Below are 13,950 nucleotides of genomic sequence, written 5' to 3'. Positions count from 1 at the left end.
GACATCAAAGCTGAATTCTCATACCATTTGGATAGTCAGTAAAATTGAGAGAGGTCATAAGATGAATCAGACAGAAAACAAACCTAAAAGTTATACCGGTATCGTGCTGACATTGACCGTTTTGATCAACGGGTTAATTGCGGTGCTGTTTTTTATGCCGAAATCGGGACAGGTCAGCATTGCCAATATTCATATTCTGCCGATGTTAAATGCCATTTTTAACAGCTTTACTTTTATCTTTTTGCTGGCAGCGCTCTTTATGATTAAGCAAAAAAATATTCAAGCGCATAAACGCTTTATTTTGGCGGCGTTTACGACGACTCTGCTGTTTTTGATCTGCTATGTCGTGTACCACTCGATAGCTGAGAATACTTTATTCGGCGGCCACGGCATCATTCGGGGGATTTATTTCTTTATTTTGATTACGCACATCTGTCTTTCCGCCGTTATCGTGCCGCTTGCGCTGTTTACGCTGATCAGAGGATTCAGCATGCAAGTGGAGCGCCACAAAAAAATCGCGAGATGGACGATGCCGCTCTGGCTGTATGTCAGTCTGACGGGTGTCATTGTATACTTAATGATCTCACCGTATTATTAAAAAAAGCCGTGCTCTGCGCGGCTTTTTTCTATTGATTGAAAAAGGCGCCTCATCAGGGCGCCTTTTACTCTTCAAGCGTTTCAAGTGTTGTTACATTTAAGGATTGTTCAACGGTTTTTGTTTTTGCTTTTACTTTTTCTGCGTACGTGTAATCACCATAGCAGTAGGGATAACGGAAATTGTCTTTGTTCCCTCCGCAAGTGTAAAGTTTCGGATTCTTTTTGACCTGCTGCTCGGAGTATTGTTTTGCCAGTTCCTCAGTATGCGATCCTCCATGTTCAGCCACAAAATCAATATAGCCGGCTCCCATGTTGTAGCTTTGTATAATCGTATCCAAGTCTACGCCTTTTTTCTTGCCTGTTTGGTACATGAGAGTGAATTGTTTGATTCCCTGTTTGATACTGGTTTGAGGGTTTTTAATCTCATTTCGCTTTAAACCCAGAGATTCTGAAGACTGCATGGGATCATTTCCTCTTCCTTTTGACTCCTGATATATCATGCCGAGTACAAGCGATGTATATTTGGTGAGTCCTTTTTCATCCAGCTCGTCTTCAACAAGCGGTTTGTAATCTGTCAGCCGTTCAAGCACGATCGGTTTGACATCAAACGGAAGACTTTTGAGCCATTCATTATTTGAAAATAACAGAATGAGGAAGAAGGAAACCATGACAAAAACACATATCATCATAAGACCCGCGGCAGCGAAACAGCCTTTTTTCTTTTTCTCCACTGTGTTTCACCCTCAATTTCAGGAGCATTATGACTTTTTCATTATGACACAGATGAATGCGCGAAACCAAGCGGAAACCCGTATTTGAAACATAAATTTAAAATAACGGTTCTTTTGTCAGGCGCAGGATGTACCTGCATCAATTGACATTTGGTATAATTGGGCTACTTGAGAAAAGAAGGGTGAGGTATATGACTGAATTTCACGAATCCGGAAACACGAATGACCCCGCTGTCGATTTAGATGAGGAAACTTTATTTTTGGTTGCCCAGACTTTTAAGGCGCTGTCTGATCCGACCAGAATCAGAATTCTCCATTTGCTGTCACAGGGTGAACACGCGGTAAATGATATCGCAGAAAAGCTGAATTTGCTGCAGTCTACCGTTTCTCATCAGCTGCGTTTTCTTAAAAATCTGCGCCTCGTCAAATCACGCAGAGAAGGAACATCCATCTATTATTCACCTGAGGATGAACATGTGTTAGATGTGCTTCAGCAAATGATTCACCATACGCGGCACGATTAAAAAACATCCCTGCTTTTTAGACAGGGATGTCAGCCGTACTGACTGTTATTGGTTTGGTCTCTGCTCGTTTTTAAAACATAAAAAGAGAAGCCGCTGTAATAAACTGCGATGAAATAAAAGATACTGATGGTCAGCGGATCAGCCCCGACCGTTTGGCTGTATGCCTCCGGATGGGTAAAGTCCGCTGTGACCCGGTATATTTCAATAACGCGATAAACAAATCTCGATAGGAATAACGTTAATAGAATAAGTTCAATCCACAGGTGAGTGCGAAAATACATTTTTCCGCGGCGTTCTTCAAAAGAAATGTTCCGTTTGGCAAACAGGACCAGAAGCCAGCCGCAAAAAGTGCCGAATATAAGATACCCGTATAAAGCCGGGTGTGTGATGCTGAAAAACGCCAGAGCGGCGGCCAGCAATGAAAATAAAATCATTCTTGTGTAAAGCCAGCGGGGTTTCAAAGGCTGAAAGCCGACGGACCGTTTCACCTTTTTATACAGAAAAAAGGCAATCATTAAGACAGGGCAGATGCTTTGAAGTGTGATATGCATGATGTGGAACTCCCCCTCCGTTGAGTAGTGTATGCTTATCCGGCTGGTTTTAGTAGTCTGATTTATTCGCAGGCTGAAAGCATCTTTTATCACAGTATGCGCGTTTCTTTTTTTGGCATGAGAGAAGCGCCCGCGCCTTTTTCAGGATTTAGACAGAAAACGCTTGATAAACTAACGGCATTAGTTATAATAAAACTAATGATATTAGTTTTAGGGGGATGTTGATGAGAATCTTACAATACGGAAGGGTTTGGCAGCTGACTTTTTTTCCAGCGCTTTTCCCGGTGAATTGTTATTTGGTCGAAGAAGAAGAAGGAGTAACCCTGATTGACACCGGACTGCCTAACAGTCATAAAGGAATCAAACAAGCATTGCGGCAGCTTGGGAAGCCGCTGAATGACATATTACTCACCCACGCGCACGGGGATCACATCGGTTCGCTTGACTCATTAGCTGCGGAATTTCCGGATGCTTCCGTCTGTATTTCTGAGCGGGATTCTTTCTTGCTGAAAGGTGACACTTCTTTATTTGAGCATGAAGCACAAACGCCGATAAAGGGGGGAGTGCCGAAAAATGTTCAGACCGAACCTGATCGCCTGCTGAAAGGCGGCGAGCGGATCGGATCTTTACTTGTCATTCCCGCTCCCGGTCATACGCCGGGAAGCCTCGCTTTTAAAGATATGAGAAATGATATGCTGATCGTCGGAGATGCCTTTCAAGTACGGGGCGGCCTTGCTGTTTCAGGGAAGCTGAAATGGAAATTTCCGTTTCCGGCTTTTGCTACGTGGAATAAAGAAGAAGCTGTAAAAACAGCAAGAACGCTTATCGCTCATCAACCAAGCAGTCTGGCCGCCGGACATGGAAATGTTCTCTGCAATCCCGTTGAAATGATGGCTGAGGCTGCTGAGGAAGCTGAACGAAGCCTGCCGGGAGGCCGATCATAATGTCACCGAGAGTCGGAATGAGCCTTGACATGATATTGAGAGCCGCAGCAGGTATCGCTGACGAAAAAGGGCTGAACGAAGTGACGCTTGCGGCCGTTGCAAAGTCCTTAAACGTAAAACCGCCTTCCCTTTACAATTTTGTCAATGGCCTTCAAGGAATTAAAACAGAGCTGGCTGTCTCCGGTTTAACTATGTTATATGAAAAAATGGCGGCCTCTGCAGAAGGACTGACGGGTGAAACGGCTTTGCTCGCTCTTGCCGATGCCTATATCAATTTCGCCGAAGCCAATCCCGGATTATATGACGCAACATTTCAAAAGATAAAAGACGGCCGGATTGAGAATCTGTCAAGCCTGCTTGTAGAGCTTGTTGTCAGGCAGCTGACAGCTAACGGTTATGCACAGTCTGACACTGCGATTCATGCTGCGAGAGGACTGAGGAGTCTTCTTCACGGATTTGCCGTGTTGAGAAAACAGAGTGCATTTGAATTAACCGAATCAATTAAAGAAAGCCGGAAGTTTGCAGTTGTTGCTTTCCTAAGAGGTTTACAGATGAGGGGACAATAATATTATTATGTAAACTAAATAAAAAAACGCATCATGTAAAAGGAGGGACAAATGGATTCATTACAACATATCATCTGTGAGCGGCGCACCTATTCGCATATTTTTGATTCTCATGCACACACATACTGCCAAATGCTCTTTCCGCTCGAAGGACAGCTGGACTTGGAGACAGAAAGACGTGAAATCAGATTAAAACCTGATCAAATGCTGTATATTCCGCCCGGGCATGAACATCGGTTCCGTTCTTTGGAGCGAAATGAATGTCTTGTTCTCGACATACCGGCATATTTTTTCAAAGGTTCATTTGACCCCGGCGTACTGAATAAGCTTGATCCTTTTTGGACATCGATTCGGTTTCTGCTGACAGAAGAGACAAAGCAGCAGTCGGCTCATTCATTGAGTCTGCTTGCAGAATATATTGCTGAAAAGATACAAGAAAACCGTACGAATGATTCAATTGCGTATATCCGCCGAAATCTCTCAAAGACTTTTTCAATTAAAGAGCTTGCCGCAATGGAACATTACCACCCGGCGTATTATTCCGACTGGTTTAAAAAGCAGACGGGGAAAAGCCCGCAAGCTTATATTGCTGAGCTCCGTATGAAGAAAGCGGAACAAATGCTTATTGAAACAAAATGCCGGCTGACAGACATCAGTCAGGAGGTCGGCTTTCAAAATTTGTCTTCCTTTACCAGATGGTTTGTCAGACATAAGGGAATAACGCCGCGCGTCTTCCGAAACACCTTTCAATCTGATAAATAATCCTGAAAATCGGTTAAATAAACTGCGTCTTTTTTTGATATCATGATTGTAAAAAAGGAGTTTTTGATATGGCAGTCATCGAAGATTTTATCAAGCTCGATCTCAGAATAGGAACGGTCGTAAAAGCGGAAGTATTCCCGGAAGCAAAGGTGCCGGCTATTAAGATGACAATAGATTTCGGCGAAGAGATCGGCATGAAACAATCAAGCGCCCAGATTACAAAACGGTACGAACCGGATGATCTGACGGGCAGGCAGGTTACCGCGATTGTCAACTTTCCGCCGCGGCGGATCGCCGGATTTAAGTCAGAAGTTCTCGTTCTCGGCGGCATCCCGGAAAAAGGAGACGTTGTCCTGCTTACGCCAGAGCAGACAGTACCGAACGGAACGAAAATCGGATAATAAAAAAAGACGTTTGCAGAAGCAAACGTCTTTTGCGTATTGAGGCGATACACCACACGCCACATTCGTGTGTGCCGCAAGGGCATGTGCATCGGCTTACACAATTCAGCTCATCGCTATATGAATATAGCATGCCGGGTGTGGAAATGCAAGAGATTTTTTAATATATGTTATATCTGGCTTTGTTTTGCCGATCCCCGATTCCTTCGTGTAAGGTTTCGTTTGAAATTTTATGATCTTGAATAAAGCAGTTCGAGAAATGCAAGAGGGAATTTGAGCAAATTGTGACCTGAAGTGTGACCTGGAATTAAAATCCGGGTCTTTTTGTGTAAAAAATGCATGCGAAGAGACCATATAGGCATTAAATGTTATTACTGATGTCTTCATTTATCTTTTTGCTAAGTTTCTGAACCTTCTCTTTAACATTTGAAACAGCTCTTTTTTGAATTTCATCAAAGTTCTCCTGAATATAGTCCATGACACTTCTTATTAGAACTTCACTTTCAAAATTGAATATCTCATTTATTTCTGACTGTTCTTCATCTGTCAGGTGATGGTATTGAAGTTGTTTAGCATTTACTTCAGCAGCTGCATCAATCCTAACTTAGTTGTTCTGGCTGTACAATTTCATATTCACCTTCTGCATACTCTTGCTCCGCATAATGGCCTCCCCATTGACAGAGCTCCTGCAAGATAGGTTTAAGAGATTCTCCAAGTTCAGTGGATGAATATTCAACCTTCGGCGGTACTTGATTATACATCTTTCTGCTCACAAGTCCACTGGCTTCAAGCTCTCTAAGTGTTTGAATCAGCATTTTCTGAGTTATATTTGGGATAATGCGTTTTAATTCACTCGTTCTCTTTGGTCCATTCATTAAAAAGTATAATACAAGACCTTTCCATTTTCCGCCAATAACTTCCTTTGTCACTTCAAACCCACAGCTAAATTTTTTCATGTCTAAAGCTCTCCATTCCACATTTATTACTTTTTAGTTACTATATCACAAAAAAGTGGGTACTTCCGATAATGTGCTTACTGAAGGATACTATATCTTGTAAGTTGTTCTTCAAGTACTTAAAGGTACTAGACATAAAATAAAATTAATTCTAAAGGAGTGTTAAGTATGGGTAAATTTGAAGGTAAAATAGCGCTTGTAACGGGTGGAACAAGTGGGATTGGTCTTGCTGCAGCACAAAAATTTGTAAACGAAGGTGCATATGTTTATATCACGGGACGTAGACAAAACGAACTTGATAAAGCTGTTAACCAAATTGGCAAGAACGTAACCGGTGTTCAAGGTGATATTTCTAAGCTTGAAGACTTAGACAAACTATATGACATGATAAAGCAGGAAAAAGGTAAGTTGGACATTCTTTTTGCTAATGCGGGCACCGGCAGCTTCCTTCCATTAGGTGAAATTACTGAAGAGCAGGTTGATAGAACGTTCGGCATTAACGTTAAAGGAACCATCTTTACTGTTCAAAAAGCGTTATCACTATTCCCGGACAAAGTAGGTTCTATTATTGTAACGGGCTCTACTGCTGGATCAATTGGCAACCCAGCGTTTAGTGTATATGGAGCATCTAAAGCAGGATTAAGAGCACTAGTTCGCAACTGGATTCTTGACCTAAAAGATACTGAAATCCGTGTAAATGTGGTTAGTCCAGGAGCTATTCTTACACCTGCCTACGATGAGCTTTTTGGTGATGCACTTGAAGAAGTAATGGAAAATAGCAGAAATACTGTTCCAGCTGGAAAAGTTGGGACACCTGAAGAAGTAGCAAACGCTGTATCTTTCCTTGCTTCAGACGAAAGCAGTTACTTGACGGGTGTTGAATTGTTCGTAGATGGCGGGCTAGCACAGGTATAATTTCACTGCGCAGAGATTACAAATCGTCCCCAAAAAAGGTTAATGGGGATTTACTTGAAGAAGCCGTATAAAAAAGTCGTTTTCCTTAAAGGACAGGAAATTCGACTTTTTTATGTTTGAATTTGATTAACGTTGTAAATTCGCATTTTCCTGGGGCTGCCACTAAATGACCTGTAAAAAAGATTACTTTGTGAATAAATGTACTTAAAGTAACGGGAAGGAGAATGTCCAGTTGTTATTTGGAGTGAATTCGGTGGCTATAAAGAACTTAATTCTGCCTTATAAAGTTCTTTTATGAAAGACTTCATGAGATGAAAGAAAATCGGGAAGAAGATGAGGACTGGGACGATTAATAAAAGAAAGCTCTCTTTTAGAGAGCTTTTTTCAGGTTTTTAATTTTTTAACAGGCTTTATAATGAGCAAACAGGCATTACTCAAAATACTCGCCGCGCCTATCCAAAGCAGCCATTGTGTTGCGGTCAGCCATGAGGCAGTTAGGATAAAGAGTCCAATGGCAATTGATATATAATTGCCGGCTCGGTCCAGTTTACGGTTGCTATGAATTTTATATTTAGCATGAGAAATAAATTGATCAATTTTATCTTTCAGCTCATAGCATTTTTCCTTCATCTTATCCTCTGTTTCTTTTACTTTTCGATAAAGCATATTATTCATCGTCTGCACTCCCATATCTCCGTTTTGAAAATTCAGCCATGATTTTTTCTTCATAGTCATCTGAGATGAATCGTGCCTGGCCTTCAACTTTCAAATGTGCTTTTTCTTCAAAACCATCCTGTTCTTCACCATCAAAACGATAAAGTTTTTGCAATAGCCTCCAGAATGTTTCAACTTCTTCAGTTGTGAACTCATGAAACATATCCGCTAAAAAATAGGTGGATCTTTCTGAACAGGAAATTAACGCTTTTTTTCCTTCAGGGGTAATCTCAATATTGATTGCACGTTTATCCAGTTTGCTTGGCACCGTGTGAACATATCCTTTTTTCGCGAGGCTTGAAATTAATTTGTTAGCGGTTTGTTTTGTTGTGCCCAGCTTTTTAGCGATATTCATAAGTGTGGTATCTTCCGTCGGTAAATGGGCAATAGCAATAAGAGTCATGTGCTGTCGGGAAGTCAACATTTCTAAGTATTCGTCCCCCCGAGTCTGCACCTTATTGACAACCGAAAATAATGATGCGTAACTTTGTTGCATAAAATGCAGTTCCTTCATTAGTAATTTAATATCCATAAATTATCTCCCAACTAAATTGTCACCATGTTGACAATTACAATATACATCACAAAGGGAAATAAGTCAACATGGTGACTAATAGGGACGGGTACGGCTGTTTTCAAAAATGTCACAGGCAGTCGGAGTGTTTACAAAAGGGGAAATAAGTATAATAAATGCGAAAAGGGCATTAATCCAAAGTGAGAAGGTGTTTGACATGCAGAAAGTGAACTGGTCAGAACGGTATGAATGGTTCAATAAACAAGATGAAAAAGACGGGCGTTTAATGGCGCTCCTTCGTCATGAGCTTACATATGAGGAAGTCATACGGTTATATAAGAAAGGGTTTTATTTGAAATCTAAAGAAGGGGATGTTTCGTTACGTAAGAACGATATCTGTCGTATGTTTGGGGTTGAAGAGAGGCAGGGCGGCAAATCTTAAATGAACGGGAAGAGAAAAAACTCTTCCCGCTTTTCATAGCAGCTGTTATTCTTTTTCCAGCATGGAAGTCAGCCATTCTCTTAATGCCGTCTTCTGCACATACCGCTTTCCGTTTCTCGTGATATGCGGAATGTCAGAGGTGTCAGGCACGATTTGTTTCGCTTCTTCCTTGGTTACTCCTAAATAATAACCAATATAATAGTGTAAATCTTTTTCTTTAATGAGAATGTGGTCAGTGTGTTCATGAGGATCAGGTGATTTAAAGTTTTTCAATCCGTCTCCTATGAAATATCCGGCTAAAGCGATTCCGATGCCGGTAATGATATCCATACAGCAAACCTCCAATAAACGTAATCATTTTTTATACGGTGAAGCCGGCCGAAGGATTCAGCCTTCAGCAAAACCGCCGGGCGTTTATTGCGGACGGTTTTGATTGCTGAGCTTTTCCACCTGCACCTTTCCGGAGAAGAAAACAGCGCCTCCGCCCATATCCGCCAGCCGATCGGGCGTGAGCGAATTGACGAGCTGTTTTTTATCATCCATATCGGCCCAAAGACCTTGGCTCACCGCAACGCCGGGAAGCACCTGTTCGCCGACCGAAACTGTCAATTCGCACTCTCCGCGGTGATTCCAAACTCTAACGGTTTCCCCGTCTTCTATGTTCCGGAGTACAGCATCCTCTGTATGAATAAAAAGCTTTGGCGCTTTTTCTAATTTTACGTGTTTTTTATTATTTGAAAATGTTGAATTTAAAAAATTATGATTCGGTCCCGGGACAAATAAAAGCGGAAAATCGTCATCGCTCTCAAGAGGGATGTGTGTCGGCAGCGCCGGATAACCGTCCTGTTTCATCTTTTCCGAATATAATTCAATTCTTCCGCTAGGTGTCTTGAGCTTTCCCGGAAAAAGCGGTTTTTTCCGTTTGGCTTTCATGAAGGAATGGCGTGAGAGCGCTTCGTAATCAATATCCTCGATATACGGATTGTCGGGAAAGTCCAGCGCCTGTCTGATCAATTCTTCATCGGAATCCTGAAGCTCCTGCTCGGTAAATCCCATTGCTCCGGCAAGCAAACGGAACACTTCCGTATTCGATTTGCTGTCCCCGTAGGGTTCGATCACCGGTTTTTGCAGCTGAATAAAATGATGCCAGTAAGACGTGTAAAAATCCGTGTTTTCAAAAGCGGATGAAGCAGGGAGCACGATATCCGCATATTTGGCGGTTTCCGTTAAAAACAGATCGTGAACGACTGTAAATAAATCCTCCCGCAGCAGGCCTTTTCTGACTTTATTCGCTTCCGGCGCAACCACTGCGGGATTCGTACCGTAAATAAACAGGGAGCGCACGGGCGGTTTTGTTTCTAAAAGAACGCTTCCGAGCCTGTTCATATTAAATGATCGCGGCTTCCGGCCGTAAAGCAGATCAGGCCGCTGGAGCGCTTGTCTGTTATAGTTTAATACCGCGCTGTTGTGCTTGATTGCGCCTCCTCCGGTGTTGAGCCACTGTCCTGTAACAGCCGGAAGGCAGGCGACGGTGCGGACGATCATTCCGCCATTGTCATGGTGCTGAATGCCGTTTCCAATCCTGATAAGGGAAGGGGAGGTTTCCCCGTACATTCTCGCAAGGCGTCTGATATCGTCGGCTTTAATGCCTGTAATAGAAGAAACCGTTTCCGGATCATAGTGTTTAACATGCGCTTTTAATTCTTCACTGCCTTCGGTGTATTCTGTGAGAAATGCTTCATCGTGAAGGTTTTCGTCGAATAAGACATGCATGATACCGAGGGCGAGTGCGGCATCTGTGCCGGGACGAATGGGAATAAACCAATCGGCAAGCCGGCCGGTTTGGTTCTTATGTACATCGATAACGACAATTTTAGCCCCTTTTTTCCGGGCTTTTTGAGCAATCATGATTTGGTGCATATTCGTGCTGACGGCATTGATCCCCCAAAAAATAAAGAGCTTTGCATGTATGGTCTCCTCCGGATCAGTACCCGCTCCTTCACCCATTGTATAGTTATAGCCTTCAGATCCGGCTTTGCTGCAGATCGTCCGTTCGAGATGACTCGCTCCGAGACGATGGAAAAAACGGCGGTCCATTCCCTCTGCCGCCAGTTTTCCCATATTGCCGTAAAAGCTGTACGGAAGAATGCTTTCCGCTCCTTCTTCGGCAATAAGCTCTTTCCAGCGCGAACTGATCGTATTGATTGCTTCCTCCCAGGAAATAGGCGCAAACGCGGCTTCACCTTTTTTACCGATCCGTTTTACCGGAACGGTTACGCGCTTCTCATCATAAATACGCTCAGCCATGTGTCTGACTTTGTTGCAAATATTCCCTGATGTGACCGGGTGATCGGGGTCTCCCTGAATGTTAACGATTTTTCCGTCTTTTTTTGTCACAAGCAAGCCGCATTGATCGGGACAGTCTAGTGAGCACACCGACTTAAAGACCCCGTTCGGCTGTGTTGCAGCAGAATTCATAGCCCATTTCTCCTCTTTGTTTATATTGTAAGCATTATAACATTTCAAAATCGAACGTCAATTCAGAAAAAAGTGTTGACATTACGGAAAGACTTTTCTATGATGAGTTTATTCTTTTAAACAGCCTGACAATTTCATCATTTTATTTTCTATCCAGAGAGGTGGAGGGACTGGCCCTATGAAACCTCGGCAACATTTATTGTGCCAATTCCAGCAAGCGTATGCTTGAAAGATAGGAAAGAATGGTCTATACATATTTGTGCGCTTCAAGCGGATAAAGACGGTATATGAATCTCTTTCCTTCTTTGAGGAAAGAGATTTTTTTATGAAAAAATTTATGTGAAAAGGATGTTTTGCATCATGACGGTTTTAATTACCGCGCCATATCACGACGAGGGGCTGAAGGAGCTGACTGAGCTGTTCGGCCGGACTGTGCACCGGCCGTGGAAGAAGCACGGCCGGGCCTATCGGGAAGATGAATTAATCCGAATGATTCAAGAGACAAACGCGTCGGGGCTTATTACCGAACTTGATGAGGTGTCTGAGCGTGTTATTGACATATTGCCGGATTCCGCTTTTATCGGTGTCTGCAGAGGGATGCCGTCTAATGTGGATATTGCGGCGGCGACTAAAAGAAAAATCCCCGTTTTCTTTACACCGGCCCGCAATGCCCAGGCCGTTGCTGAAATGTTTATCGGAAATGTGATTTCATTTTTGCGTCATACGTATTCTTCCCATCAGTGGCTGAAGGACGGAAAGTGGAATGGTGATTATTTGCAGGCTTACGTCAAATTCAGAGGAAATGAGCTGACGGGGAAATCAGTCGGCCTTATCGGTTTCGGAGCTGTCGGACAGAGAATCGCCCGGCTATTGGCCGCTTTTGATTGCAAGGTGCTTTACTATGATCCATTTGTCCGTCATGAAAACCGGGAGTATGAAAAAACGACGATTGAACGGGTATTTTCTGAAAGTGATATTGTTTCCGTTCACTTGCCGCGCACAGAAGAAACCATCGGCCTTATCGGCGCCCGGCACTTTCAATTGATGAAACAGGAAGCTGTTTTTGTCAATACGTCAAGAGCGGCGGTTACAGACAGGGAAGAGCTGCTGCGGGTGCTGAAAGAACGGCGGATTAAGGGAGCGATCCTTGACGTGTTTTATCATGAACCGCCTGAATCTTCTGATTATAATTTGATCTCTTTGCCGAATGTGTTCGCGACTCCCCATTTAGCGGGCGCAACATTTGAAGTGGAAGATCATCATGTGAAGATTTTAAATGAAGCGCTTTTCAAATGGAAACAAGATCAAACCTGCACAATACGTGAACTTTATAACAAAAGAGAACTTGAAACGGAAGGAGGAGGCTGTAATGGCTGAACAAAAAGGCTACCTTGTATTTGACATCGGGACTGGGAATGCGCGAGTCGCGGTCGTTACTGCCGGCGGCGAAGTGACCGCGCTTGAAAGGGAAGACATCGAATATGTGACGGATCCGCTTTATCCGGACGGACGATATTTCTCACCGGAAGGGTTATGGACGCAAATCAGCGCTATGGCAAGAAAGGCTATTGCCAAGAGCCCTCATATTACATTAATCGGAATCACCTCAACAAGCCAGAGGCAGGGAATCGTTTTGATCAATAAAGATAAAAAGGCATTTCTCGGTCTGCCCAACATTGATAACAGAGGGCGTGAATGGGAAGGCGGGATTGAGGCAGAAGACGAAGTGCATCAGCAAACCGGACGTCTTCCGAGCGCTTTATTTTCCGCCATGAAACTTGTCGGATTAAAAGCCAGACAGCCGTCTTTATGGAAAGAAGTGAAGTGCATCACAAGCATCAGTGACTGGGTGACATTTGAGCTGAGCGGAATTTTAAGCTATGAACCGTCACAGGCTGCTGAAACACTGCTGTTTGACGTAAGGAAAAAGGCGTGGTCAGAGAAATTATGCAACATCTTCGGTGTGCCTTCTGCCATTCTTCCTTCACTCGTCCGATCTGGGACGGTTGTCGGAATGTTAACGTTTAAGAAAGCGGCGGTGCTCGGTCTTTCTGAAAGAGTGCCTGTGATTGCAGGCGGGGGAGACACACAGCTTGCCATCAAAAGTGCAGATGCAAAGCCGGGAGATATCGTCATCGTATCCGGCACAACGACGCCGATTACAAAGATAACAGCGGAGACCGGAACCGAAAGTTTAGAGAATGCATGGCTGAATTGCCATACAGAAGAAGGTCAATGGCTTCTTGAAACGAATCCGGGTGTAACAGGACTCAATTATCAAAAATTAAAATCCATTTTTTATCCGAATGAATCCTACAGCGTCATGGAACGGGAAATCGCAAGTCTGCCGAAACATGATCATGCCTGTATTTCTGCGTTAGGCTCCTATTTATCGCCTGAGAAAAACGCACTGGCAAAAGGCGGATTTATATTTGACGCTCCGCTGTCCCAAAACTTAAGCAGAGCCCATTTTGTTAAAGCCGCACTGCTGGAAATCGCTTTTTCAATCAAATGGAACTATGAGGCGTTAACAGAGGCGGCTTCCTTTGCACAAGATTATGTGAAGGTGTGCGGCGGCGGTTTCCAAAGTGATGCTTTGACGCAGTTTCTTGCTAACCTTCTTCAAAAGAAAATCTATAAGAGAGAGGGGTTCAGCCAGGCATCCGCAATGGGAGCGGTGATGATTTGCAACGAAGCTCTCGGTGTGAAAGCAGAGCTTTCGACCCGCACAAAGATAATTGAGCCGGAAGCGGATCAGACGGATCTCTTCCTATATGAAGAATGGAAACATGCGCAAAAATTATTTACTCATTTTCAGCCGGCGGTGAAAGCCTGACTTGGGGATGAGATGACAA

At 43.4% G+C, this 13,950-nt stretch carries 17 protein-coding genes and 1 riboswitch; of the genes, 10 read left to right on the top strand and 7 right to left on the bottom strand.

Translation table 11 applies throughout. The annotated features are described in order from the left end of the window. The first annotated feature begins 61 nt into the window (after positions 1-61). Positions 62-598, top strand: coding sequence for a DUF420 domain-containing protein (locus ACWJJX_RS10255; protein WP_003153801.1), 537 nt, complete (start codon positions 62-64; stop codon positions 596-598). A 64-nt stretch (positions 599-662) separates the two neighbouring features. Here ACWJJX_RS10255 and ACWJJX_RS10250 read toward each other — a convergent pair whose 3' ends face one another. Further along, on the bottom strand, positions 663-1,328 hold the full coding sequence (locus ACWJJX_RS10250) for a lysozyme family protein (protein WP_003153802.1): 666 nt from the start codon (positions 1,326-1,328) through the stop codon (positions 663-665). Positions 1,329-1,519: 191 nt separating this feature from the next. On the opposite strand from ACWJJX_RS10250, the gene czrA reads away from it, so the two are divergent. Continuing rightward, the gene (gene czrA / locus ACWJJX_RS10245) at positions 1,520-1,852 is read left to right on the top strand and encodes a Zn(II)-responsive metalloregulatory transcriptional repressor CzrA (protein ID WP_007407993.1); all 333 of its coding nucleotides are present in this window, start codon (positions 1,520-1,522) and stop codon (positions 1,850-1,852) included. 29 nt (positions 1,853-1,881) lie between these two features. On the opposite strand, the gene ACWJJX_RS10240 is transcribed toward czrA, so the two are convergent. Next, the gene (locus ACWJJX_RS10240; protein WP_094246852.1) at positions 1,882-2,403 is read right to left on the bottom strand and encodes a kinase; all 522 of its coding nucleotides are present in this window, start codon (positions 2,401-2,403) and stop codon (positions 1,882-1,884) included. A gap of 224 nt (positions 2,404-2,627) precedes the next feature. Between ACWJJX_RS10240 and ACWJJX_RS10235 the strand changes: the two genes are divergently transcribed. From ACWJJX_RS10235 to csaA, 4 genes are all read left to right on the top strand, one after another. Next, the gene (locus ACWJJX_RS10235; RefSeq protein ID WP_102422265.1) at positions 2,628-3,347 is read left to right on the top strand and encodes an MBL fold metallo-hydrolase; all 720 of its coding nucleotides are present in this window, start codon (positions 2,628-2,630) and stop codon (positions 3,345-3,347) included. After that, entirely contained in the window at positions 3,347-3,913 is a 567-nt protein-coding gene (locus ACWJJX_RS10230; protein ID WP_094246854.1) for a TetR/AcrR family transcriptional regulator, read from the top strand. The genes ACWJJX_RS10235 and ACWJJX_RS10230 overlap by 1 nt, the downstream gene beginning before the upstream one ends. A 51-nt stretch (positions 3,914-3,964) precedes the next feature. Further along, entirely contained in the window at positions 3,965-4,675 is a 711-nt protein-coding gene (locus tag ACWJJX_RS10225; protein WP_094246855.1) for an AraC family transcriptional regulator, read from the top strand. 68 nt (positions 4,676-4,743) lie between these two features. Beyond that, on the top strand, positions 4,744-5,076 hold the full coding sequence (gene csaA, locus ACWJJX_RS10220) for a chaperone CsaA (RefSeq protein WP_094246856.1): 333 nt from the start codon (positions 4,744-4,746) through the stop codon (positions 5,074-5,076). Between the two features lie 599 nt (positions 5,077-5,675). Here csaA and ACWJJX_RS10215 read toward each other — a convergent pair. Next, positions 5,676-6,032: a winged helix-turn-helix transcriptional regulator gene (locus ACWJJX_RS10215; protein WP_014417586.1), complete on the bottom strand. Its 357-nt coding sequence runs from the start codon at positions 6,030-6,032 to the stop codon at positions 5,676-5,678. Positions 6,033-6,200: 168 nt separating this feature from the next. Here ACWJJX_RS10215 and ACWJJX_RS10210 point away from each other — a divergent pair, with 168 nt between their 5' ends. After that, positions 6,201-6,947, top strand: coding sequence for an SDR family NAD(P)-dependent oxidoreductase (locus tag ACWJJX_RS10210; RefSeq protein ID WP_146284491.1), 747 nt, complete (start codon positions 6,201-6,203; stop codon positions 6,945-6,947). 384 nt (positions 6,948-7,331) lie between these two features. On the opposite strand, the gene ACWJJX_RS10205 is transcribed toward ACWJJX_RS10210, so the two are convergent. Beyond that, a complete protein-coding gene (locus ACWJJX_RS10205; RefSeq protein ID WP_233662541.1) occupies positions 7,332-7,622 on the bottom strand; it encodes a hypothetical protein in 291 nt (96 codons plus the stop codon). After that, positions 7,615-8,193 carry a MarR family winged helix-turn-helix transcriptional regulator gene (locus ACWJJX_RS10200; RefSeq protein WP_172614748.1) on the bottom strand — a complete coding sequence of 193 codons (579 nt, stop codon included), beginning with the start codon at positions 8,191-8,193 and terminating at the stop codon, positions 7,615-7,617. The genes ACWJJX_RS10205 and ACWJJX_RS10200 overlap by 8 nt, the downstream gene beginning before the upstream one ends. Positions 8,194-8,392: 199 nt before the next feature. Between ACWJJX_RS10200 and ACWJJX_RS10195 the strand changes: the two genes are divergently transcribed. Next, entirely contained in the window at positions 8,393-8,617 is a 225-nt protein-coding gene (locus ACWJJX_RS10195) for a hypothetical protein (RefSeq protein WP_031379048.1), read from the top strand. A 45-nt stretch (positions 8,618-8,662) separates the two neighbouring features. On the opposite strand, the gene ACWJJX_RS10190 is transcribed toward ACWJJX_RS10195, so the two are convergent. Both ACWJJX_RS10190 and ACWJJX_RS10185 read right to left on the bottom strand, forming a co-directional pair. Continuing rightward, on the bottom strand, positions 8,663-8,947 hold the full coding sequence (locus ACWJJX_RS10190) for a hypothetical protein (RefSeq protein WP_053573314.1): 285 nt from the start codon (positions 8,945-8,947) through the stop codon (positions 8,663-8,665). A gap of 84 nt (positions 8,948-9,031) precedes the next feature. After that, positions 9,032-11,095 (bottom strand): molybdopterin oxidoreductase family protein, encoded by a 2,064-nt coding sequence (locus tag ACWJJX_RS10185; protein WP_454022961.1) that lies wholly within the window; start codon positions 11,093-11,095, stop codon positions 9,032-9,034. A gap of 146 nt (positions 11,096-11,241) precedes the next feature. Continuing rightward, positions 11,242-11,334, top strand: a riboswitch (SAM riboswitch). A gap of 121 nt (positions 11,335-11,455) precedes the next feature. Here ACWJJX_RS10185 and ACWJJX_RS10180 point away from each other — a divergent pair. Beyond that, the gene (locus tag ACWJJX_RS10180; protein WP_454022960.1) at positions 11,456-12,472 is read left to right on the top strand and encodes a 2-hydroxyacid dehydrogenase; all 1,017 of its coding nucleotides are present in this window, start codon (positions 11,456-11,458) and stop codon (positions 12,470-12,472) included. After that, positions 12,465-13,931 carry an FGGY-family carbohydrate kinase gene (locus ACWJJX_RS10175; protein WP_454022959.1) on the top strand — a complete coding sequence of 489 codons (1,467 nt, stop codon included), beginning with the start codon at positions 12,465-12,467 and terminating at the stop codon, positions 13,929-13,931. Before ACWJJX_RS10180 ends, ACWJJX_RS10175 begins: the two co-directional genes overlap by 8 nt. The last annotated feature ends 19 nt before the right edge of the window (positions 13,932-13,950 follow it).

The sequence above is a fragment of the Bacillus sp. YH3-2-B2 genome, assembly GCF_053663335.1.
Note: the sequence above shows the minus strand (reverse complement) of the source record. Positions and strands in the feature narration are given on the sequence as shown.